Annotated in this window: 26 protein-coding genes; 12 read left to right on the top strand and 14 right to left on the bottom strand. The window is 71.9% G+C overall.

What is annotated here, in order from left to right; all coding sequences use genetic code 11:
- Window positions 1-29 precede the first annotated feature (29 nt).
- From EZM51_RS05550 to EZM51_RS05540, 3 genes are all read right to left on the bottom strand, one after another.
- Window positions 30-908 (bottom strand): NAD(P)-dependent oxidoreductase, encoded by an 879-nt coding sequence (locus EZM51_RS05550; RefSeq protein WP_136707231.1) that lies wholly within the window; start codon window positions 906-908, stop codon window positions 30-32.
- 72 nt (window positions 909-980) lie between these two features.
- Window positions 981-1,664 (bottom strand): GntR family transcriptional regulator, encoded by a 684-nt coding sequence (locus EZM51_RS05545; RefSeq protein ID WP_136707230.1) that lies wholly within the window; start codon window positions 1,662-1,664, stop codon window positions 981-983.
- On the bottom strand, window positions 1,661-2,236 hold the full coding sequence (locus EZM51_RS05540; RefSeq protein ID WP_248305477.1) for a VOC family protein: 576 nt from the start codon (window positions 2,234-2,236) through the stop codon (window positions 1,661-1,663). Before EZM51_RS05540 ends, EZM51_RS05545 begins: the two co-directional genes overlap by 4 nt.
- 119 nt (window positions 2,237-2,355) lie before the next feature.
- Here EZM51_RS05540 and EZM51_RS05535 point away from each other — a divergent pair, with 119 nt between their 5' ends.
- The gene (locus EZM51_RS05535) at window positions 2,356-4,542 is read left to right on the top strand and encodes an alpha-ketoacid dehydrogenase subunit alpha/beta (protein WP_136707229.1); all 2,187 of its coding nucleotides are present in this window, start codon (window positions 2,356-2,358) and stop codon (window positions 4,540-4,542) included.
- On the top strand, window positions 4,542-5,825 hold the full coding sequence (locus tag EZM51_RS05530; protein ID WP_136707228.1) for a dihydrolipoamide acetyltransferase family protein: 1,284 nt from the start codon (window positions 4,542-4,544) through the stop codon (window positions 5,823-5,825). Before EZM51_RS05535 ends, EZM51_RS05530 begins: the two co-directional genes overlap by 1 nt.
- A gap of 19 nt (window positions 5,826-5,844) precedes the next feature.
- Here the strand turns inward: EZM51_RS05530 and EZM51_RS05525 are convergent, their stop codons facing one another.
- The 3 genes from EZM51_RS05525 to EZM51_RS05515 all read right to left on the bottom strand — a co-directional run bounded on the left by EZM51_RS05525 (window position 5,845) and on the right by EZM51_RS05515 (window position 7,286).
- A complete protein-coding gene (locus tag EZM51_RS05525) occupies window positions 5,845-6,456 on the bottom strand; it encodes a hypothetical protein (protein WP_136707227.1) in 612 nt (203 codons plus the stop codon).
- A 52-nt stretch (window positions 6,457-6,508) separates the two neighbouring features.
- The gene (locus tag EZM51_RS05520) at window positions 6,509-6,796 is read right to left on the bottom strand and encodes a hypothetical protein (protein ID WP_136707226.1); all 288 of its coding nucleotides are present in this window, start codon (window positions 6,794-6,796) and stop codon (window positions 6,509-6,511) included.
- Window positions 6,797-6,923: 127 nt separating this feature from the next.
- A complete protein-coding gene (locus EZM51_RS05515) occupies window positions 6,924-7,286 on the bottom strand; it encodes a cupin domain-containing protein (RefSeq protein WP_169053798.1) in 363 nt (120 codons plus the stop codon).
- 80 nt (window positions 7,287-7,366) lie between these two features.
- Here EZM51_RS05515 and EZM51_RS05510 point away from each other — a divergent pair, with 80 nt between their 5' ends.
- Window positions 7,367-8,170 (top strand): class I SAM-dependent methyltransferase, encoded by an 804-nt coding sequence (locus EZM51_RS05510; RefSeq protein WP_248305476.1) that lies wholly within the window; start codon window positions 7,367-7,369, stop codon window positions 8,168-8,170.
- A gap of 77 nt (window positions 8,171-8,247) precedes the next feature.
- On the opposite strand, the gene msrA is transcribed toward EZM51_RS05510, so the two are convergent.
- Together msrA and msrB are read right to left on the bottom strand one after the other, a co-directional pair.
- Complete coding sequence (gene msrA, locus EZM51_RS05505) at window positions 8,248-8,793, bottom strand: peptide-methionine (S)-S-oxide reductase MsrA (RefSeq protein ID WP_211195818.1); 546 nt, start codon at window positions 8,791-8,793, stop codon at window positions 8,248-8,250.
- The gene (msrB, locus tag EZM51_RS05500) at window positions 8,790-9,278 is read right to left on the bottom strand and encodes a peptide-methionine (R)-S-oxide reductase MsrB (RefSeq protein ID WP_136707224.1); all 489 of its coding nucleotides are present in this window, start codon (window positions 9,276-9,278) and stop codon (window positions 8,790-8,792) included. The genes msrA and msrB overlap by 4 nt, the downstream gene beginning before the upstream one ends.
- A 283-nt stretch (window positions 9,279-9,561) precedes the next feature.
- Between msrB and EZM51_RS05495 the strand changes: the two genes are divergently transcribed.
- The 3 genes from EZM51_RS05495 to EZM51_RS05485 all read left to right on the top strand — a co-directional run bounded on the left by EZM51_RS05495 (window position 9,562) and on the right by EZM51_RS05485 (window position 12,051).
- Window positions 9,562-9,768, top strand: coding sequence for a hypothetical protein (locus tag EZM51_RS05495; RefSeq protein ID WP_248305475.1), 207 nt, complete (start codon window positions 9,562-9,564; stop codon window positions 9,766-9,768).
- A 170-nt stretch (window positions 9,769-9,938) separates the two neighbouring features.
- The gene (locus EZM51_RS05490; protein WP_248305474.1) at window positions 9,939-10,853 is read left to right on the top strand and encodes a hypothetical protein; all 915 of its coding nucleotides are present in this window, start codon (window positions 9,939-9,941) and stop codon (window positions 10,851-10,853) included.
- A 139-nt stretch (window positions 10,854-10,992) separates the two neighbouring features.
- On the top strand, window positions 10,993-12,051 hold the full coding sequence (locus EZM51_RS05485) for a YihY/virulence factor BrkB family protein (RefSeq protein WP_136707222.1): 1,059 nt from the start codon (window positions 10,993-10,995) through the stop codon (window positions 12,049-12,051).
- A gap of 45 nt (window positions 12,052-12,096) precedes the next feature.
- Here EZM51_RS05485 and EZM51_RS05480 read toward each other — a convergent pair whose 3' ends face one another.
- Both EZM51_RS05480 and erm read right to left on the bottom strand, forming a co-directional pair.
- Entirely contained in the window at window positions 12,097-12,303 is a 207-nt protein-coding gene (locus EZM51_RS05480; RefSeq protein ID WP_136707221.1) for a hypothetical protein, read from the bottom strand.
- Window positions 12,304-12,417: 114 nt separating this feature from the next.
- Window positions 12,418-13,221, bottom strand: coding sequence for a 23S ribosomal RNA methyltransferase Erm (gene erm / locus EZM51_RS05475; RefSeq protein ID WP_136707220.1), 804 nt, complete (start codon window positions 13,219-13,221; stop codon window positions 12,418-12,420).
- 358 nt (window positions 13,222-13,579) lie between these two features.
- On the opposite strand from erm, the gene EZM51_RS05470 reads away from it, so the two are divergent.
- Window positions 13,580-14,086: a nitroreductase/quinone reductase family protein gene (locus tag EZM51_RS05470; protein WP_136707219.1), complete on the top strand. Its 507-nt coding sequence runs from the start codon at window positions 13,580-13,582 to the stop codon at window positions 14,084-14,086.
- A 30-nt stretch (window positions 14,087-14,116) separates the two neighbouring features.
- Here the strand turns inward: EZM51_RS05470 and EZM51_RS05465 are convergent, their stop codons facing one another.
- Entirely contained in the window at window positions 14,117-15,031 is a 915-nt protein-coding gene (locus EZM51_RS05465; RefSeq protein WP_136707218.1) for a LysR family transcriptional regulator, read from the bottom strand.
- A 73-nt stretch (window positions 15,032-15,104) separates the two neighbouring features.
- On the opposite strand from EZM51_RS05465, the gene EZM51_RS05460 reads away from it, so the two are divergent.
- The 4 genes from EZM51_RS05460 to ligD all read left to right on the top strand — a co-directional run bounded on the left by EZM51_RS05460 (window position 15,105) and on the right by ligD (window position 18,207).
- On the top strand, window positions 15,105-16,037 hold the full coding sequence (locus tag EZM51_RS05460; protein WP_136707217.1) for an EamA family transporter: 933 nt from the start codon (window positions 15,105-15,107) through the stop codon (window positions 16,035-16,037).
- Window positions 16,038-16,047: 10 nt separating this feature from the next.
- Entirely contained in the window at window positions 16,048-16,821 is a 774-nt protein-coding gene (locus tag EZM51_RS05455; protein WP_136707216.1) for a DUF2306 domain-containing protein, read from the top strand.
- Window positions 16,822-16,831: 10 nt separating this feature from the next.
- A complete protein-coding gene (locus EZM51_RS05450; protein ID WP_136707215.1) occupies window positions 16,832-17,104 on the top strand; it encodes a DUF2277 domain-containing protein in 273 nt (90 codons plus the stop codon).
- A gap of 80 nt (window positions 17,105-17,184) precedes the next feature.
- A complete protein-coding gene (gene ligD, locus EZM51_RS05445) occupies window positions 17,185-18,207 on the top strand; it encodes a non-homologous end-joining DNA ligase (RefSeq protein ID WP_136707214.1) in 1,023 nt (340 codons plus the stop codon).
- A 27-nt stretch (window positions 18,208-18,234) separates the two neighbouring features.
- Here the strand turns inward: ligD and EZM51_RS05440 are convergent, their stop codons facing one another.
- Together EZM51_RS05440 and EZM51_RS05435 are read right to left on the bottom strand one after the other, a co-directional pair.
- A complete protein-coding gene (locus EZM51_RS05440; protein WP_136707213.1) occupies window positions 18,235-19,014 on the bottom strand; it encodes an isocitrate lyase/phosphoenolpyruvate mutase family protein in 780 nt (259 codons plus the stop codon).
- Window positions 19,008-19,787: a hypothetical protein gene (locus tag EZM51_RS05435; RefSeq protein WP_136707212.1), complete on the bottom strand. Its 780-nt coding sequence runs from the start codon at window positions 19,785-19,787 to the stop codon at window positions 19,008-19,010. Before EZM51_RS05435 ends, EZM51_RS05440 begins: the two co-directional genes overlap by 7 nt.
- Before the next feature lie 64 nt (window positions 19,788-19,851).
- Here EZM51_RS05435 and EZM51_RS05430 point away from each other — a divergent pair, with 64 nt between their 5' ends.
- Window positions 19,852-20,532, top strand: a complete 681-nt coding sequence (locus EZM51_RS05430) for a helix-turn-helix domain-containing protein (protein ID WP_136707211.1) — start codon at window positions 19,852-19,854, stop codon at window positions 20,530-20,532.
- A 22-nt stretch (window positions 20,533-20,554) separates the two neighbouring features.
- On the opposite strand, the gene EZM51_RS05425 is transcribed toward EZM51_RS05430, so the two are convergent.
- On the bottom strand, window positions 20,555-21,193 hold the full coding sequence (locus EZM51_RS05425) for a GTP pyrophosphokinase family protein (RefSeq protein ID WP_136707311.1): 639 nt from the start codon (window positions 21,191-21,193) through the stop codon (window positions 20,555-20,557).
- Between the last annotated feature and the right edge of the window lie 15 nt (window positions 21,194-21,208).

Raw genomic sequence — 21,208 nt, 5'->3', positions numbered from 1 at the left:
CAGCGGATGTCCCACCGCCGGCCCCTCGGTCAACGCGAGCGCTTCACCTGGCGGCGGGTGACCTCCGCCACGCCCGACCAGTCGTACTCCTGGAGCTCGTCGTCGGCGAGGGCCCGCTCGAAGCGGTCGCGGATCACCGGCGCCGTGGGCAGGGAGATGCCCGTCTCCTCGGCGAGGGCCTCCGCGAGGCCCAGGTCCTTGAGGCCGAGCGCCATCGAGAAACCCGCGGGGCGGTAGCGGCGCTCGGCGATCATGGGACCGTAGCCGCTGTAGACGACGCCGCCGAAGAGGGAGTTCGTCATGAGCTCGACGAAGTCGGATGCGTCGACGTCGTGGGCTTCGACGAGGGTGATAGCCTCGCCGATCGACTCCAGGGCGTGCAGGATCATGAAGTTCATGGCGGCCTTGGTGACGTTCGCGCGACGCGGGACGTCGCCGAACCGCCAGACGCGGACGCTCAGTTCGTCGAGCAGCGGTTCCACGCGGTCGACGAGGTCCGCCGGCCCGGCGACCATGATGTTGAGCTTGCCCGCCTCGGCGACGGCGGGCCGGCCCAGCACCGGTGCGGCGACGTAGCCCACGCCTGCCGATCGGTGCACCGCTTGCAGCCGATCGGCCGCCGCCGCACTGATCGACGCCGTGTTCACGTGGATGCGGCCGGGAGCTCCGCGCAGGTGCTCTGCGGTGAGCACCGACTCCGCCGCCTCGTCGTTCGCGAGCATCGAGAACGAGATCGGCGCGGCGAGCGCCTCGGCGGGACCGGCGGCGAGCTCCGCTCCGGCGCCGACGAGCTCGTCGGCCGCCGCGGGCGAGCGGTTCCAGACGACGACCTCGTGACCGGCGGCCACGAGTCGCCCCGCCATGGCGCGGCCCATGTTGCCGAGTCCCAGGAATCCGATTCGGGTCATGATGCCTCCTGTGGCTGTCGTCAGCCGGTCGTCGTCGGAGCGGTCGTGGTCTGTGGTGGTCGCGCGCCGGCCTCAGGACCCCGCGGAGAAGATCTCGGGATGCTTCGCCAGCATCCGTCGGGTCCGGCGGATGTGGCCCGTGATGGTCTGCTCGGCGCTCTCGAGGTCGCCCTCGCGCAGGGCGGTGACGAGAAGGTGGTGCTCGTCGTGCACGATGCGCGTGCGGTGCGCGTCGATGAGCAGCGTGTAGGCTCGTCGATAGGGTTGCGTCGTGTTCCAGAACCGCCGCACGAGGTCGCCGAGCATGAGCGTGTCGGCCCGGCTGTAGCTCAGCATGTGGAACTCGCGATCGAGGCGCAGGAACTCCGCGACGTCGTCGGTCTCGGCCATGCGGCGCGCGAGGGCGTCGAGTTGCTGGAGGTCCTCCGGCGTCAGGTGCGGCGCGGAGTAGCGCAGCAGCAGCGGCTCGAGGCGCTCGCGCGCCTGGTACACCTCCTCGCATTCCTCCAGCGTGAGCCGGGAGACCCAGGCGCCCGCGTTCGCCACGAGGGTGACCAGTCCTTCCGACTCGAGTGCCTTCAGGGCCTCGCGCACCGGCACCCGGCTCGCGCCGAACCGTTCGGCGATCTCCTCCTGCCGGAGTCGCGAGCCAGGGTGGTACTCGCCGTGCAGTATGGCGTCGCGGATGCCCTCCGCGATCCGGCGGCTGGCGGCGCCGTCGCGCGGGACGGGGGCGACCTGGGGTTCGGCGCTCATGCTGCGGGGTCCCTGGGGTCCCAGAGTCGCACCGAGGAGGTCGCCTCGTACGCCTTGCCGTTCGGGTAGCTCACCAGCTCCAGTTGCATGCCCCATGGGCTGAGAAAGTACACCCACCGCTGCCCCTCGCTGGCATTGCGGCTCGCGGTCGGCTCGCTCAGCACCCGCAGGCCCCGCGCCCTCAGGTACGCCACCGCGGTGTCGAGGTCCTCGACGTAGAACGCGAGGTGGTGCCCTCCGAGGTCGCTGTTGCGCGGCTGGTCGCGCTGCCCGTCGGCGGGTTCCCACTGGAAGATCTCGAAGTTGGCTCCGAACTCGCATCGATAGAACCGCAGCTCCCGCATGACCGACCGCGGATGCACGTTCATGTGCTCGGCCATCCAGTCGTCCTCGCGCTCGAATGGCCCGAGCGTGTACACGTGCTCGCAGCCGATGACGTCGACGAAGAAGCGGTGCGCCTCCTCGAGGTCGGGCACGGTGAAGCCGATGTGATCGGTGCCGCGAAGGCCGGGCAGGGCCATGAGGTATCCCTTCATCGCGATGAACTGGATGCAATCATACGTCCAGTCCACGGAAACGGGCAGGCGACTTGTCAAGTGATCGCGAAATTGGATGCAATCATGTCGTATGCTGGCCGACATCACACCGTCGTGCGGGAGCGCGCGGCGGGAGTCACCGACGAAGGATCGACATGGCGAGACGACGACGTCTGGAACCCGCGGCCCCGTGGGTCGAGATCACGACCACCGCCGCCGACTGGAAGTCGGCCGATCCGGCGCTGCTCGCGACCATGCTCGGCGAGCTGCACCTGATCCGCTCGTTCGAGGAGCGCGTGCTCGACCTCGCGGGCGAGGGTCTCGTGCACGGTCCCGCGCACTCGTCGATCGGGCAGGAGGGCGGCGCGGTCGGCTCGATCGTGGGCCTGCGCTCGACCGACGGCATCAACGGCTCGCACCGCGGCCACCACCAGTTCCTCGCGAAGGCCATCACGCACGTTTCCGGCGGCCGGCTCGACCTCGAGCAGCTCGTCACGCCCGACGTGCAGACCGTGCTGCAGCGCACGCTCGCCGAGATCCTCGGGCTCGCTCAGGGCTACTGTCGCGGCCGCGGCGGCTCGATGCACCTGCAGTGGTTCGAGGCCGGTGCGCTCGGCACCAATGCCATCGTGGGCGGCGGCGTGCCGCTCGCGGCCGGCAACGCGTGGGCGCAGAAGCACTCGGACACGACGGATGTCACGGTCACCTACTTCGGCGACGGGGCCACGAACATCGGCTCCGTGCTCGAGAGCATGAACCTCGCCGCAGCGTGGAAGCTCCCGGTGGCCTTCTTCATCGAGAACAACCTCTACGCCGTCTCGACGCACGTCGAGGAGGTCACCGCCGAGTCGCGGCTCTCGGCCCGAGGCCTCGGCTTCGGCATCCCGGCGTACCGGGTCGACGGCATGGATCCGCTCGCGGTACACCTCGCGATGGTCGAGGCGGAGCAGCGGATGCGGGCGGGCGACGGCCCGGTCGTGATCGAGGCGCAGGTGTACCGGTACTTCCACCAGAACGGTCCGTACCCCGGCAGCGCGTTCGGATACCGATCGAAGGAGGAGGAGGCGCAGTGGCGTGAGCGCGACCCCGTCGTCCGCATGGCGACCGAGCTGACGCGGCTCGGGCTCGTCACCGATGATCAGGTCGAGGCGGTGCGCGCGCAGGCCGTCGCCGCCATGGATGCGGCGACCTCCGAACTGATCGAGGCCGATCCCGAGAAGGAGGGCCGCCGTCGCATCCGGCCCGAGCTCTGGCCCGACCCCGAGTTCGTCGACGTCGGCATCCGCGGCGACCTCGGTGAGCTCGAGGGCCACCGTGCGCTCGAACCGCTCACCGACACCCGAGCACGCGACGAGGTCAAGTTCGTCGACGCGGTCGCGGGCGTCATGGAGCGCCGCATGGCGGAGGACCCCCGTATCATCGTGCTCGGCGAGGACGTGCACCGCCTGAAGGGCGGCACCAACGGTGCCACGAAGGGCCTCTCCACCGCCTTCCCCGAGCGGGTGCTCGGCACGCCGATCAGCGAGAACGCGTTCGCCGGGCTCGGCGGCGGCATGGCGCTCGACGGTCGGTTCCGTCCCGTGGTCGAGTTCATGTATCCCGACTTCCTCTGGGTCGCCGCCGACCAGGTGTTCAACCAGATCGGCAAGGCCCGGCACATGTTCGGCGGCGACAACCCCGTGCCGCTCGTGCTGCGCACGAAGGTCGCGATGGGCTCGGGCTACGGGTCCCAGCACCTCATGGACCCGGCCGGCGTCTTCGCCACGAGCGCCGGATGGCGCATCGTCGCGCCGTCGTCGGCCGAGGACTACGTCGGACTCATGAACGCCGCGCTCGCCCTCGAGGATCCCGTGCTCGTGATCGAGCACGTCGATCTCTACAGCGAGAAGGACACCGTCATCGCGGGCGACCTCGACTACGTCATCCCGCCCGGCACCGCCGCGATCCGCCGCGAGGGCCGCGAGGTGACCGTCATCAGCTACCTCTCGATGGTGCGGCACAGCCTCGAGGCGATCGAGCAGACCGGCATCGACGCGGAGCTCGTCGACCTGCGCTGGCTCGACCGCGCATCGATCGACTGGGACACCATCGAGGCATCCGTCAAGAAGACCAACGCCGTGCTCATCGTCGAACAGGGCGCGCGCGGCACGTCGTACGGCGGCTGGCTCGCCGACGAGATCCAGCGGCGCCTGTTCGACTGGCTCGACCAGCCGGTGCAGCGGGTCACCGGTTCGGAGTCGTCGCCGTCGATCTCCCGGGTGCTCGAGCGGGCGGCGATCGCCCGCACGGAGGAGGTCGTCGCCGGGCTCGAGACCGTGCGCCGGAACGCGGGAGGTGCCTGATGGCGACGACCATCCGCATGCCCGAGGTGCTCGCGGGCGCCGAAGAGGCCGCGATCCAGTCGTGGTCGGTCGCCGTCGGCGACACCGTGACGGTGGGGCAGCCCTTCGCCGAGATCGAGACCGACAAGGCCGTCGTCGAGTACGCGGCGGAGACCGCCGGCACCGTGTTGCAGCTCCTCGTCGCCGAGGGCGACGCCGTCGACGTCGGCACGCCGATCGCCGTGCTCGGCGAGCCCGGCGAAGCCGCTCCCGAGGGTCGCATGGCGCCGGTCTCCGACGAGGGCGGGGATTCCGCGGCGGCATCTGCTCCGATGGCACGGGATGCCGCGGCCGCACCGAAGCCGCAGGAGACCCGCGCCGAGGCATCCGGCTCCCAGGAGCGACGCTTCATCAGCCCACTGGTGCGCCGGATGGCCCGGGAACGCGGGCTCAGCCTCGATGACGTCGAGGGCTCGGGGCCGAACGGCCGGATCGTGCGCCGCGACCTCGAGGAGCTGATCGCCGCGGGCATCCCCGAAACCGCGGCGCCGGCGACTCCGGCCGTGCCGGCGACTCCGCGCGTGTCGCCCGCCGAGCCCGCCGAACCCGCCGGGCCCGCCGGCGCGGAACCCGAGCTCATCCCGCACACCCGCATGCGCCGCACCATCGCTCGTCGCCTCACCGACTCGAAGGCTCGGGTCCCGCACTTCTACCTCACGGCGGACTGCCGGGTCGACCGACTCCTCGAACTGCGCCGCGAGCTCAACGCCACGGGCTCGGTCAAGGTGTCGGTCAACGACCTCGTGGTGAAGGCGGTCGCGGGTGCCCTCCAGGACGTGCCCGAGGCGAACCGCACCTGGTCCGACGAGGGCGTGCTGCAGCACCGTACGGTCGACGTCGCGATCGCCGTGGCACTGGACGACGGCCTGGTCACGCCGGTGGTGCGCGGGGTGGAGGGACTCAGCGTCTCGGCGCTCGGCCGGCAGCTCGCCGATCTCGCCGAGCGCGCCCGGTCGGGTGGCCTCCGCCAGCACGAGATCGAGGGCGGCAGTTTCTCGGTCTCGAACCTCGGCATGTTCGGCACCCAGGAGTTCAGCGCGATCATCAACCCGCCACAGGCCGGGATCCTCGCCGTCGGCGCCGCCCGTCAGGCGCCGGTCGTGGTCGACGGTGCCCTCGAGGTGGGCACGATCATGACCGTCACCCTCTCGGCCGACCATCGCGTGCTCGACGGTGCACTCGCCGCGCGCTGGCTCTCCGCCTTCGTCGCGCGCATCGAGCACCCGTTGACGATCCTCGCCTGAGATCTCGGCGGGGACCGTCTCAGTCGGCGGTGCCCGCGGCGACCCGGTGCCCGGCCCGCTCGCCCGGCTCGGCCATGAAGTAGGTCATCCCGAAGCCCGCGAGGAGCGACCCCAGACCGCCCCACAGCAGGTCACCGAGGGAGTCGTCGTAGCCCACGAGGATCTCGTGGTCGATGAAGTTGTGGCCGAACCATTCGAACAGCTCCCAGAACACGCCGATCGTGAACCCGATGGCGGTGGTCACGACGGCGGCCGAGAGCGTCGGGTGGGGGAGCGTCAACGGATCGCCGAGCACGCGACTGCGCACGAGCACGATGTAGACGAGCGCAGCGCTCAGCCCGTTGGTGGCGAAGTGCATCGGGATGTCCCACCAGAGGGTGGTGATGTAGATGTTCAGCACGCTCGACCACGTGGAGGCGAGGATCAACGCGCCGAACGCGATGTCGAACGCCGGCCGCAGGCGGAGCATCCGGGGCACGAGCATCACGACGAACGCCGAGACGAAGCTCAGCCCCGAGAGCAGGCCCCACCCGATGCCGCCGACGATCACGCTCAGCACGGCGACGAGTCGCAGCACGTCGGCGACCACCTCGGCCGGGCCGACGGGGGCCCGGAGCAACGACCGGATCATGACAGCAGACTAGCCGGGTGGACCGGCACGCCCCGGGCCTCCGGGTCGGGGTTCAGTCTCGGAGGTACTCCCGCACGTTGTCGGGAAGCCCGAGGACGATGGTGTGGTCGTCGTGCGACACGGCGACCCCGCGCTCATGGAGGGACACCTCCCAGCCATGGAGCTCCACCCGGCGCCGGATGGTCTCGATGAGCGCCTTGCGCCGTTCGGCGGTGTCTCGCGGCTCGATATTGGTCTCGAGGATGACCTGGAAGCCGAGGTCGTCGGAGGACAGCGCCCCCAGTTCCTCCAGGCGCCCCTCGACCCCGAGGACGACGGGCGCCAGGTAGAGGTCGGTCATATCGTGCGGTCGTTCGGCCACGAGGTCCTCCAACATCTCGGTCGCGTCGATGCGAGCGATACCGCCACCCTAGCCACGGAGCGTGCCGGTCGCCAGCGGGAGTCCGTCGCCGGAGCCGGGGGCGGCGTCAGCCGGCGGCATCCGGTGCCGTCGACGTCCGCTCGCCGAGCGTGAGCAGCAGGTGCGACGGCGCGATCGCCTCGACGGCGTGCGGCACTCGCGCGTCGATGTGGATGACGCCGCCCGACCGCAGCTCGATGTGCTCGCCGCCGACCTCGAGGGCCACGTCGCCGTCGAGCACCGTCACGAGCAGGGGCGATTGTGCGATGTGCTCCTTCATCACCGTGCCAGCGTCCATGGAGAGACGCACCACGCTCGCGCCCGGCCCCTTGTGGATGCGCGTCGAGCGCACCGCCCCCGGCTCGATCGGCAGCACGTCGAGCAACGCGGCGAGGTCGGCGGCGATGACGGTGTGGGTGGCGTCGGGCATGTGGATCCTCCGGATGGTCTGGGGCGGTCGGTCGTCCGTCATCCTCATTCTCCCCGCTCGATCGGAGGTACGGTGTGAGGATGGCTCACGGAAGCGTGACCGACATGTGGGAGCACGGCCGCCACTACGAGCGGTACGTCGGTCGCTGGAGCCGTGTGGTCGCACCTCGGTTCCTCGAGTGGCTGCGCGTGCCGCCGGGCCGGCGCTGGCTCGACGTGGGCTGCGGCACGGGTGTGCTGTCGGCCGCGATCCTGGAGCACTGCGCACCCGCGAGCGTCGACGGGGTCGAGCCGTCGGAGGGATTCCTCGAGACCGCCGTGGCCCAGCTCGGGAGCCGGGTCACGTTCCACCGCGCCTCCGCGTCGGCGCTCCCGATCGGCGACGCGTCGATGGATGCCGTGGTCTCGGGTCTCGTGCTCAACTTCGTCCCCGATCTCGATGACGCGCTCGCGGAGATGACCCGCGTCGCGGCCGATGGCGGCGCGGTCGCCGCGTACGTCTGGGACTACGCCGATCGCATGGAGTTCATGCGCAGGTTCTGGGATGCCGCGGCCGACCTCGATCCCGACGCGGCGACGCTCGACGAGGGCACGCGCTTCGCCGACTGCACGCCCGAGGCCCTGACCTGGCGCTTCGCGAGCGCCGGTCTGCTCGACATCGAGTCCACGGGCATCGAGATCCCCACGGTGTTCTCGGATTTCGACGACTACTGGACCCCGTTCCTGGGTGGGCAGGGACCGGCGCCGTCGTACGTGGCATCGCTCGGCGAGTCGGCGAGGGAACGCCTGCGGGATCATCTCCGGGACATCGTGCCCGCACAGCCCGACGGTTCCATCGCACTCGTCGCGCGGGCCTGGGCGGTACGCGGCGACGTCGTCCGCTGACCCGCGCCGAGCCGGTGCATGCCGACGGCCCCGGCGAACCTGAGTTCGCCGGGGCCGCCGGGTTCCGCCGATGGGCGCTACGCGGCGGGCTCCGCGTCGCGCTTCGGCAGCTTCCAACCCGGACGCACGTAGTGGCACGTGTAGCCGTTCGGGTAGCGCTCCAGGTAGTCCTGGTGCTCGGGCTCGGCCTCCCAGAACGGGCCGGCGGGCGAGACCTCGGTCGTGGCGGGCCCCGGCCACAGTCCGGAGGCATCGACGTCGGCGATGGTCTCGTACGCCGTGATCTCCTGCTCGGGCGTGGTCGGGAAGATCGCCGACCGGTAGCTCAGGCCGATGTCGTTGCCCTGCCGGTTCCTCGTCGACGGGTCGTGGATCTGGAAGAAGAACTCCAGCAGCTCGCGGAACGACTCCTTGGCGGGGTCGAACACGATCTCGATGGCCTCGGCGTGCGTGCCGTGGTTGCGGTACGTCGCGTTCGGCACGTCGCCGCCCGTGTAGCCCACGCGGGTGTCGAGCACGCCGGGGCGCTTGCGGATCAGGTCCTCCATGCCCCAGAAGCAGCCGCCCGCGAGCACGGCGGTCTCGGTGCCGGGGATCCTGGTGATCTCGCCGGGGTTCGTCATGATGCATCCTCCTTCTCGGATGCCGCGGCATCCGTCATCGTCTCGGTGAACAGCGAGCGGTACTCGCCGTAGCCCTGCCCCTCGAGGTCGGCGACGGGCACGAACCGCAGCGCGGCGGAGTTCATGCAGTACCGCAGGCCGCCGGCCTCGACCGGTCCGTCGTCGAAGACATGCCCGAGGTGGCTGTCGGCGCTCGTGGAGCGCACCTCGACGCGCTTCATGAACAGTGATCGGTCGACGCGCTCGGTGACCGCGCCGGGCTCGATCGGCTTGGTGAAGCTGGGCCAGCCCGACCGGCTGTCGTACTTGTCGATCGAGGCGAACAACGGCTGTCCCGAGACGACGTCGACGTAGATGCCGGGCTCGTGGTGGTTCCAGTACTCGTTGCGGAAGGCCGGCTCGGTCCCGTCCTCCTGGGTGACCTGGTACTGCGTACGGGTGAGACGGGCGACCGCCTCCGGAGTCTTGCGGTAGTCCTGTGACACTTCGTTCCTCCTTCGTGGGCGCCGCTGGCTGCGGCGCCTCGACGCGCGGCCCGCGGGACCGCGGATCCGCGCGCCACCAGAGAGAACCGCCGAGAGCCGCCGGCTGTTCCGCCCGACGGCGCCGCGAGCTGTGACTTCGCTGTGAGGCAGCGGTCGGCCGGCGGACGTACGATGGAATCGCGTCGGCCGGGGCGCTTCGGAAGGAGCAGCACTGGCCACCACCTGGCATCCCATCCTCGCCGCGACGGAGCCCGAACCGGGGTGCTGGCGCCTCGTCGACAGCGTGGGTCGCGAGTACGGCGCGGTCACGATCGTGCGCGTCGACGGCGAGGTGCGCTACCGCGCAGAGTTCGCCGGTCGGCTCCTCGGGTGGGGCACGACGCTCCGCGGTGCGTGCGAGCGCGTGCATCAGGCGTTCGTGCGTTCCCACGGCCCGGCGGAGTGGCCCGGCTATCCCGATTTCCGCCCGGATCGACGACAGGGAACCTGAGGATCCATGCCGTTTTAGATGATATTCACAGGAACATGTGAGGACTCGTACAGAACCTCTCGGCAGACTGGCGACTTCGCCCGGGCGCCCCCGCGTCCGAGGAACGCCGAGTCCAGGATCGTCGAGCACGAGCACGAGCACGAGTTCGCCGGTTCGCCCCCGTGAAGGTCATGCAGAACCAGTCTGAATCCTCCAACCCGAACAACTCCATCACCGCAGTGAAGCCCGAGACCGCACGCCGCGTTCGGCGCAGGCCCACGGCTCGACGCCGCGGAGCACTCCTCGCAGCGGGCGCCGTCACCGCCATCGGCGCCATGGTCGGCACCGGCTTCGTCGTGCAGGGCGCCGTCGCCGCGCAGAACGACCGCGTCGCCGAGACGGTCGCGCTCACCGAGGCGACCGACCTCAACGTCGACCAGCTCGAATCGCACGGCGGCATCCTCACCGCCCGAGCGGCCAAGCAGGCCGAGGACACCCTGAGCGGTGCGAACGACACCATCGCCGCCGCACAGGGCAAGGCGGACGCCGCGCAGCTCGCCACCTCGGTCGCGGCACTCTCCGACTACCGGCTGCTCGCCCCCGAACGCGTGTTCGAGCTCGTGGACGCCACGACATACCACGTCCACACGGTGCGCGCCGCCGTCGCCGAAGCCGATCGTCTCGCCGCCGAGGCCGCCGCCAAGGCGGCCGCGGAGGCCGCTGCCGCCAAGGCCGCCGCGGAGGCCGCCGCGGCCGAGGAGACGGCCTCGTCGGCCTTCTCCCGCCCGAGTGCGCCCGCCAACCCGACCGAGGCGCAGGCGATCGCGCGCGACATGCTCGCCCAGCGCGGCTGGGGCGACGACCAGTTCGGATGCCTCGTCGAGCTCTGGAACCACGAGTCCGGCTGGAACGTCTACGCGTCCAACCCGTCGAGCGGCGCCTACGGCATCCCGCAGGCCCTGCCCGGCAGCAAGATGGCCACGGCCGGCGCCGACTGGGAGACCAGCGCGGCCACCCAGATCACCTGGGGCCTGGGCTACATCGCCGACCGCTACGGCACGCCGTGCGGCGCGTGGGACACCTTCAACTCGCAGGGCTGGTACTGATCGCACCTGCGACCCGTTGAGGCGGGGGCGGCGTCGGCCGCCCCCGCCTCGGCCGTCCCCGGGCGGAACGCCGTCCGGTGGCCGGTGTCTCCGTGTCAAGCGCCTGCGCCGACCTCCGACGCTCGGTAGCCTGCAACGCATGGCGGAACAGACGCGATCGCGGCAGGGCGGGCCGTTCTCGGGCATCGTGGCCCGGGCCAGGCGCGTGACGGCGTGGGCGATGGCGAGGAAGCCCGTGCGCGCCGTGCTGCTCTACATGGAGCACCACGGCCCGATGCTCGCCGACAGCGTGACCTACCGCGCCCTGTTCTCCGTGTTCGCCGGCATGTTCCTCGGGTTCGCCATCGGCGGCATCTGGCTCTCGGGCAATCCCGATGCCATGGAGGCACTCGTCGCGACGATCGGAACCGCGATCCCCGGCCTCGTCGGCGAGGGCGGCGTCATCGACACCGACGACCTCATCCAGCCGATCACGCTCAGCCTCGCCGGCATCGTCGGACTCGTCGGACTCGTCGGCGCGGCCATCGGCGCCATCGGGTCGCTTCGCAAGGCGTTCCGCGAGCTCGGCGACCAGTCCGACGAGCGCACGTTCTTCCTGTGGGTGCTGCTGCGGGACCTCGCCCTCGCCATCGGGTTCGGCGCCTCGCTCGCCGTGGCGGCGGCCGTGACCTTCTTCAGCACGACCGCGCTCGAGGCGCTCTTCGAGTGGCTCGGCATCGCGACCCGCCATCCGGCCTACGACATCGCGACGCGCGCGGTCTCGGTCCTCGTGATCTTCGCCATCGACACGGTCGTCATCGCCGGCATGTTCCTCGTGTTGTCGGGCCTGCGCCCGAGCGCCCGCTCGCTGTGGACGGGAGCGGTCCTCGGCGGCGTCGGGCTCGCGGTGCTGCAGGTGCTCTCGAGCCTCTTCGTCGGGGGCGCGTCGAGGAATCCGCTGCTCGCGTCGTTCGGGTCGCTCATCGCCCTGCTGATCTGGTTCAACCTCTCGAGCCAGGTGATCCTCATCGCGGGCGCCTACGTCATCACGGGCGTCGATGAGGAACGAGACCGGGTCGGCGCCCGGTTCGGGGCGCCCACGCCGGCGATCCGGCGCATGCGCCGGGCGGAACGACGGGCGACGGATGCCGCAGCCGAACTCGCGGCGGCGCGCGAAGCCGTCGCCGAGGAACAGGCGGGTGCGCCGCCCGGCGGCTGACGCGACACGGACGCGCGACCGCGTGGCCGCGCGTCCGCTCGCGGATCAGAGCGCGGTGTCCCCGCGGGGCGGGTAGTTCCGGTCCTCCTCCACGATCTCCACGACCTCGACGTCATCGTCGTCGAGGTCGTTCTCGTCGAGGATCTCCTCGACCGCCTCGGACTCCTCCTTGGGCAGTTCGGCGCTCAGCGGCAGCTCGGAGTCGGTGTACTCGCCGTCGAACGGGTCTCCCGGGCGCAGTGCGTCGGACATGGATCCTCCGATCGTCAGGGCCGTGCCGCGGTCGCGGCGGCCTTCGCCCACGGTACGGCGGCGCGACCGCGGGCCGCAGGGGATTGACGTTCCGGATCGGGCGGAGTAGCGCCCTCATCTCCCGTCGCGGGCGAGGCGATGCAGGGCCGCCCACTGCTCCGCGGTCACGGTGCGGGTGAGCGACGTCGGGCCGACCGCCGCCGCTGCGGACCAGGCGCGAGCCCGTGACCGGCCGACCACGTGCGCGGCCATGGACACGGCACCCCGCCCCGGCGCCGCGAAGACGCGGCGCACCAGTGCGCGGTACGCGTCCCGCTCGCGAGCGGGCACGAGCGGCGTCGCGCGCCGGGCGATGACGAGGATGCCGGCATCGACCGCCGGCACGGGCGCGAAGGCGCGCGCCGGCACGCGATCCACGAGCGAGAAGTCGTACCACGGCCACCATTCGGCCGTCATCAGCGTCGCACCGCCGACGCCCGCTCGCTTCCGTGCGACCTCCCACTGCAGCACGAGCAGCGCGTGCTGCCACGCGTGGTCGGCGAGCAGCCGCCGCAGCAACGGCGTGGTCAGGTGGAAGGGCACGTTCGAGACGAGGTTCGACGGCCGCGGCATCCGATACGACAGCATGTCGCCGTGCACGACCGTGACCTGTCGCCCGTGGCGCCGGCGCAGCCGTTCCACGTATCTGCGATCGACCTCGACGACCGTGACCGGCGATCGCTCGGCGAGGACGTCGGTGATGGCGCCGTCGCCGGGGCCGAATTCGACGAGCGGATGTCTCGGCCACGCGTCGACGAGGTCGGCGATCCGGTGCGTGATGCGCCGATCGATGAGGAAGTTCTGGCCGTGCTCGTGACGGCCGCTCGTGGCGAACCGGTGCCGTCGCGCCGGTCGCGGTGCGGGTGATGGGGTGTGCATGCGCTGCTCCGAGTGTCGTGGCTGACACCGGGCGTGCGGGCGGGGCGCGGGAGCGCACTGGAGGCGCGAGTGAGCGGATGCCGGCACTGCCCGGTGAGGGGGAATGCGACGACAGGTTCCGGGCGCGGTGATCCGCAGCCGTGCTGCGGCGTTCGCTCGGTCGGACGAGCGGGGTCGAATGCTGCGGTCGGGACCTGCCGTCAGGCGGTCCGCTGCCGGATAGATGCGTGCATGGGGCCCTCCATTCGCAGAAGCCGCGAGCCGGCGGCCTGCTCCACTGATGCGAGGTTCGACCCTAGCAGGTGCGGCGGGACGCCGGCACTTCCCGCGGTGGCATCCGGCCCGCCAGAATGGGCGGATGGCCACCGTGCTGCAGGTCGTCCGATCCGTCATCGCCCCGCTCACCCGCACCCGGCTGTTCCGGGCCGCGGGACCCGTCCTGCTGCCGCCCGTCGAACGCGTGCTGGCGTGGGCGACGGACGGTCGCGTGCAGCTCAGCGGGTTGCTCGTGCCCTCGCTCGTGCTCCATTCCACCGGAGCGCGCACGGGACTGGAGCGCGACACCTATCTCATGTACACCCCCGACGGACGCGGTCGCGCGATCGTCGCGGGCACCTCGTTCGCGCAGGAGCGGCATCCCGCCTGGACCTACAACCTGCTCGCGCATCCCGACGCCGCGATCACCGTGCGCGGCCGGCGGATGCCGGTGCGTGCGACCCGCATCGGCGCGGACGGCCGCGAGGAGGCCTGGGCGCGCATCGAGGCGCAGTGGCCGGGATACCGTGCCTACGAGCGCGACTCGGGCCGGGAGGTGCGCCTGTTCCGGCTGCAGCCGCTTCCGGATCCGCATCGCTCGTCGATGTGAGCGGGGACGCGCCCGACTGCGCGGCCGGGGTCAGGCGGTGGTCGGCGCGATGCGGGCGCCTGCCTCGAGCAGCAGCCGCACGGCGGTGCGGATGCCGGTGCTCTCGGCCATCGAGCGGCGGTACGCGACGCTGATGTCGCGGACCTGGCTGTGGTCGGCGAGCGGACGCGCGACGACGCCGTCGGGCAGGTCCGAACGACCGAGCCGCGGCACCAGCGCGATCGCGACGTCCTGCCGCGCGAGCTCGATGAGCGACCCGAAGTCGGGATCCTCGGCGACCACGCGGGGCACCGTGCCGAGGTCGGCGAAGATGCGCATGAGCGCCTCGTGGCAGATGGCCCCGCGCGGGGTGCTCGCCCACCGCTCGTCGACGAGGTCGGCGCGGTCGATCTCGTCGAGTGCGGCGAGCGGATGCCGCGTCGACAGCACGATGTCGGCCTCGTCGCGGCACACGTGCTCGGTGGCCACGTGCGCAGGGGTGACGAGCGGCACGGAGTTCCAGTTGTGCACGACCGCGAGGTCGGCGACGCCGGTCGCGACCATCTCCATGCCGTCGATGGGATCGACGCCCGTGACCGTCGCGGACACCGCAAGATCCTCGTCGTGCAGCCGCCTGAGCACGGGGCCGATGAGCCCGCGGGTCGCGGTCGAGAACGAGGCGATGCGCAGCGGCGCGCTGGCCCTCGACGTGCCCGCGCCGAGGGACTCGAGTCGTTCGAGGCCGTCGAGCAGCTCGCGGCCCTCGACCGCGAGTGCGCGCCCGCGCTGCGTGAGGAGCACGCCGCGGCCGCGACGCTCGAGGAGCGCGGCGTCGAGGTCGCGTTCGAGCTTCTTCACCTGCTGCGAGACCGCCGACGGCGTGTAGCCCAGCTGCTCGGCCGCGGCCACGACCGAACCGGCGCGGTCGACGGCGACGAGGGCACGCAGTCCCTGCAGGTCGATCATGAAGCAACCGTACATCGTCATGCGAACAATTCGGAACTAGTGCTGAATCGAGGCGGCTGCGACGCTGGGAGGCGTGACCCCCAGACATCTCCTGCTCGGCCTCCTCGTCGCCCTCATCTGGGGCACGAACTTCGTCGCCATCGAGGTGGGCCTCCGCGACACGATCCCGCTCGTCCTCGTGGCGCTCCGGTTCGCGCTCGTGGCACTGCCCCTCGTCTTCTTCATCCCGAAGCCGGATGCCCCGTGGCGCGTCATCGTCGGCATCGGGCTGTTCATGAGCGCCGGCCAGTTCGGACTGCTCTTCACGGCCATGCACCTCGGACTGCCCGCGGGGCTCGCGGCCGTGGTGCTGCAGAGCCAGATGATCTTCACGCTCGCGATCGCGGCCGTCGCCCTGCGCGAGCGCCCGACGCGGATGCAGCTCATCGGCGCCCTCCTCGGCGTCGCCGGGCTCGGGGTGGTCGCCCTCGGGCGGGTCGAGGCGGATACCGGGCTCGGCGCGATCGTGCCGATGCTCGTGTGCGTCGCCGCCGGACTGAGCTGGGGCATCGGCAACGTCGTCGCGCGATCGGCGCGCGGCGCGAACGGGTTCGGCATCGTCGTCTGGTCGGCACTCGTCGTTCCCGTGCCGATGCTCGCCCTGAGCCTCGCGCTCGACGGGCCGGCGGCGGTCGGCGACGCGTTCGCGAGCATCGGCTGGGAGACGGTCGTGAGCGTCGCGTACACGGCCGGCTTCGCCTCGCTCGTCGGCTACACGATCTGGAACATGCTCCTCGGGCGGTACCCGGCGGCCATGGTCTCACCGTTCGCGCTGCTCGTGCCGGTGGTCGGCCTGACCGCCGCGGCCCTGCTGCTCGGGGAGGTGCCGAACGTGCTCGAGCTCGCCGGGGCGGGACTCCTGGTCGGCGGCGTCGCCGTCGGGCAACTGCGGCGCCGGACGGCGCGTGTCGACCCGCCGTCGGTTCCGGGGGTTCACCCGATACCGAGGGCGTCGCAGCCCTCCTAGCGTGAGGCGCATGACCTCAGGAACCTCCCGCCCGCTCCGGTCCGACGATGCCGCACGCAGTCGCGGGTCCGCGCCCGCGCTCCGCGTCGGCGCCCGATCGGGCTGGGCGTTGGTCGCGCTGTCGTCGCTCGCGATCGCCGCCTTCGCCGTCGTCCCGTATCTCACGTCGTCGCTCGCCGAGCTCTCGGAGTCGGGCGTCGGCGTCGCCGGCACGTACGACGGTCGACCGGCGGTCGTGCAGGCCGCGTTCTACGCCCACGTCGTGGCGGGCGGCATCGCGCTCGTCGCCGGCCCGTTCCAGTTCTGGCGCGGGCTCCGCGACCGGCAACGCTCGGTGCACCGATGGATCGGCCGAGGGTACCTCGCCGCCGTCGCGATCGCGGCGGTCGCAGGTCTCGTGATCGCGCCGTTCAGCGAGGCCGGGCTCTCGGGCCTCGTCGGGTTCGGATCGCTCGCCGTGCTCTGGCTCGCGACCGGATCGGCCGCGTACCGGGCGATCCGGCGAGGCGATGTCGCGAACCACCGGGCGTGGATGATGCGGAACTTCGCGCTCACCTACGCCGCCGTGACCCTTCGGCTCTGGCTCGGCGCGCTCATCGGCGCGCAGGCGCTGCCCGGCGGGCCCTTCGACCTCGAGGCGGCGTTCGCGAACGCCTACGCCGTGGTGCCGTTCCTCTCGTGGCTGCCGAACCTCGTGGTCGTCGAGTGGTTGATCCGGCGCAGGGGCCTTCCCGCGTTCCGACTGGTGCCGGGAAACGAGACACCCTCACGGGTGCGGGGCTAGGCTTCGTGCTATGTGCAGGAACATCCACCCCCTCCACAACTTCGAACCGGCGGCGACGAGCGACGAGGTGTACGCGGCGGCCCTCCAGTACGTGCGCAAGGTGAGCGGCTCCACGAAACCGTCGAAGGCGAACCAGGCCGCGTTCGAACGCGCCGTCGCCGAGGTCGCGCACGTCACCCAGCACCTCCTCGACGACCTCGTCACCACGGCCCCGCCGAAGGACCGCGAGGTCGAGGCGGCGAAGGCGCGCGCACGCGCCGCGCGGCGTTACGCCACCGTGTGACGCCACCGCGCGTCGGACGCCGGCCGCTCGCTCCGCGCGGCCGTCGAGCCGTCGTCGGGGGGAGGGGGTAGCGTCGCACCATGGCCGGTGCCGCAACAACGCTCTCCATCCCGGGTCCGCACGGCGTTCGCGACGTGCGGATCTCCTCGCCGACGCGGGTGATCTGGCCCGAGGTCGGCATCACGAAGCTCGAGCTCGCCGAGTATCTCGTGGCCGTGGGCGACGCCTTCATCGCCGCGAACGGCGATCGTCCCGTCTCGCTGCAACGATTCCCCGAGGGCGTCGACGGCGAGCAGTTCTTCTCGAAGAACCCGCCGAAGGGGGCGCCCGAGTGGGTGCGATCGGTCACTGTCACGTACCCGAGCGGCCGGAGGCATCCGCAGCTCGTGCTCGACGAGCCCGCCGGCGCGGTGTGGGCCGCGCAGATGAACACCGTCGTGTTCCACCCCTGGGCGTCGCGGGCCGGCGACACCGACAACCCCGACCAGCTCCGCGTCGACCTCGACCCGCAGCCCGGCACCGGATTCGCCCACGCGATCCCGGCCGCGCACGCCCTGCGCGACCTGCTCGGCGAGGTCGGGCTCACCGGATACGTGAAGACCTCGGGCAATCGGGGCATCCACGTGTTCGCGCCCATCGAGCCCGAGCACGAGTTCCTCGACGTGCGGCACGCGGTGATCGCGCTCGCGCGTGAGCTCGAGCGGCGCATGCCCGACGAGCTCACCACCGCGTGGTGGAAGGAGGAGCGCGGCGACCGCATCTTCATCGACTACAACCAGGCCAACCGCGACCGCACCATGGCGGGCGCCTACAGCCCGCGGCCGCTGCCGCACGCGCCGGTGTCGTGCCCGCTCGCGTGGGACGAGCTCGACGACGCCGACCCGGCGCGATACACGATCCGCACCGTGCCGGAGCGGCTGCGCGAGTCCGGCGATCCGTGGGCAGGCATGCACGACCGCCCGGGCCGGCTCGACACGCTGCTCGAATGGTGGCAGCGCGACCTCGACGCCGGCCTCGGTGAGCTGCCCTTCCCGCCCGACTTCCCGAAGATGCCGGGTGAGCCCATGCGCGTGCAGCCCAGCCGGGCGCGCAACCCCGACTGAGCGGATGCCGCGTCCGATGCCGCGGTGTCAGGTTCCACGCACGACCTCCGCATAGCTCGGCGTCGCGGCATCCGGTGCGAAGGTGCCATCGCGGATCTCGTCGAACGCCGCCGTCATCGCGCCGAGGGCGACGCGGAACAGCAGCGAGCCCGTGCTGATGCGCGCGACGCCCGCCGCCGCGAGGTCGCGCACGGCCGTGCCGGGCTGCACGAGCACGTTCAGCGGCGCCGGGATGTCCCGAGCGAGCCGCGCGACGACGTCGAGCGGGATCACGCCGGGCACGAACACGCCCGTCGCGCCGGCCGCGAGGTACCGGTGCGCGCGGTCGACCGCCTCCAGGGTGCGGCGTGGGGCATCCGCGTCTCCGCCGATCCAGAACGGATCGGTGCGCGCGTTCAGGTAGAGCTCGGGTGCGGCCGTCGCGATCGTCCGGACCTTCGCCGCCGCGACATCGGGGTCGACGAGCCGGCCCTCGGCATCGGAGTCCTCGACGTTGACCCCGACGACGCCGAGACGCGCGAGCCGTGCGGCGTAGCGGCCGACCTCGTCGGAGAAGCCCGCCTCCAGGTCGACGGTCACCGTGATCCCCGCCGCCGTGAGCCGGGCCGCGAGATCGAACGTCTCGGCGGCGGTCGCACCCGCACCGTCGGGCTTGCCCGAGGCGTAGGCCACCCCGAGGCTCGTGGTGCCGACGACCGGGTGGCCCGCGCCACGCAGCCACCTCGCCGAGGCGAGGTCCCACGCGTTCGGGAGCACGAGCGGGTCGCCCGCCCGGTGGAGTGCACGGAACCCGGCCGGCGTCAGCATGCGCGCAATCCGTCCACGACGGCGGCCGCGATGGCGAGCGCCGGCGCCGGCGCCGGGCACGACCTGGCGCCCGCGCCGAACGCGAGGATGCGCGGTCCGGCCGGCGATGCGCCGCGATCGGGTCCGCCGAGGTGCAGCACGAGTTCGCCGCCGTCGGGGCCGATGCGTCGCGTGGTCGGTACGGGCGGCGTCTCGCGCAGGACGCGCTCGAGCAGTTCCAGGGTGGGAACGGCGTCGTCCGCGGCGCCTGGATGCCGCAGCGCGGCCGTGATGAGTGCGGCGGTCGCCGCGCACGCCTGCACGAGGAGCTGCACCCGCAGCACGGCGTCGTCGCGATGCTCGCGCCGGCCCGGCGGAGGTGCCGCGGCGAGGAGCCGCACGAGGGCCGCGTCGGCGCGGTCCGACGGCCCGCCGGTCGGATAGTGGCCGGCGAGCACGGCCACGAGGGCGGGCGTGGCGTCGGGGCCGGCGAAGCCGAGCTGCTCGGCCAGGCACGCGACGGGCACCTGCACGGCGACCGAGTCGGCCCCCGCGTGCGCGAGGGCGCTCGCGCGCGTGGCGGCGGCGTGCGCGAGGGCGTCCACGTCGAGCGTCGCGAGGAACTCCTCGAGGCGCCGCCGGCGCGCGGCGTGGACCTCGCCGTTCACGAACCGCGAGGCCCGGGCGCGGAACCGGTCGGCCGGGCGGGCCGCCGCGGCATCCGCTTCGGGAACCAGCGAGGCGGGGTCGGCGAGGATTCGTTCGACGTCGTGGCGTTCGATCACATCGGTCATGCCTCGACGGTATGCGCGGGACGATTCGATGCCCGACGAACCGTGCTCGGCCTATCGTGGAGCCATGCACGGAGATGCCGACCTCGCGACACCGGCCCGGCTGATGGGGGAGCCGGCCCGAGCCGCCATGCTCGTCGCCCTCCTCGACGGCCGCTCGCTGCCGGCGAGCGAGCTGGCGGCCGTCGCCGGGGTGAAGGCGCCGACCGCGAGCGCCCACCTCGCCCAGCTCGTCGAGGGCGGGCTCGTGACCGATCGCCGCATCGGCCGGCACCGCTACTTCGCGCTCGCCCGACCCGAGGTGGCCGACGCCGTTGAGGCGCTGCAGCGGATCGCGCCGCAACAACCCGTCACCTCGTACCGGCAGTCCGCCACCGCGCAACGGCTCGCCGAGGCACGGTCGTGCTACGACCACCTCGCGGGCCGCGTCGCCCTGCGGCTGGCCGACGCGCTCGTCGCCGAGGATGCCATCGCGCCGCTCGAGCCGGGGGAGCCGGGTCGTCTCCGCCGTCTCGACGGCGCGCTCGCCGAGCGGCTCCGGCTGCGCGAGGTCGAGGCGGCCGACGGCCGCAGGCCGGTGGTGCGCGGATGCCTCGACTGGACCGAACGCCGCCCGCACATCGCCGGCCGCCTGGGCGCCCACCTGCTCGAGACCCTGATCGCCGAGGGCTGGGTGGCGCGCGTGCCGGGGGATCGCTCGCTGCGCGTGACCGAGGTCGGTCGCCGGGCGTTCGCGGCGATCGGCTGAGCCGACGCCTGCGCGCCGCGCGTCAGATCGCGACGCGCCCGCGTTCGTGCGCCGGGGCGCCGTGCAGCTGACGGTGCAGCCGCTCCATGCGCGCGTCGAGCTCGGCGGCCGTGTGCGCGGCATCCGTCAACTCCTCGAGCAGCTCCACCGGCACTCGCCGATCGTACTTGTAGTAGATCTTGTGCTCGAGGCTCGCCCAGAAGTCCATCGCGATCGTGCGGATCTGCACCTCGACGGACACCGGGTGCGCGCCGGTCGAGAGGAAGACCGGCACCTCGACGATGAGGTGCAGGCTCTGGTAGCCGTTCTCCTTCGGCTCGGCGATGTAGTCCTTCGTCTTCAGCACCCGGATGTCGCGTTGGGCCGTGAGCAGCTCGGCCAGGCGGTAGGCGTCGGTGACGAAGCTGACCGTCACCCGCACGCCCGCGATGTCGGTGATGGTCTCGCGGATCGAGTCGAAGGTCGGCTCGATGCCCTTGCGCTGCATCTTCGCGATGACGCTGTCGAGGCTCTTGAGCCGACTCGAGATGTGCTCGATCGGGTTGTAGTCGTGATTCAGGCTGAACTCCTCGCGGAGGATGGACAGCTTCGTGATGACCTCGTCCATGCCGAACTTGTAGCGCAGCATGAAGCGCTCGGTCTCGTCGCGGAGGGCGCGCATCTCGTCGAGTGTGCG

The sequence above is a fragment of the Agromyces sp. H66 genome, from assembly GCF_004959775.1.
In the GTDB taxonomy this organism is placed as follows: Bacteria; Actinomycetota; Actinomycetes; order Actinomycetales; family Microbacteriaceae; genus Agromyces.
Note: the sequence above shows the minus strand (reverse complement) of the source record. Positions and strands in the feature narration are given on the sequence as shown.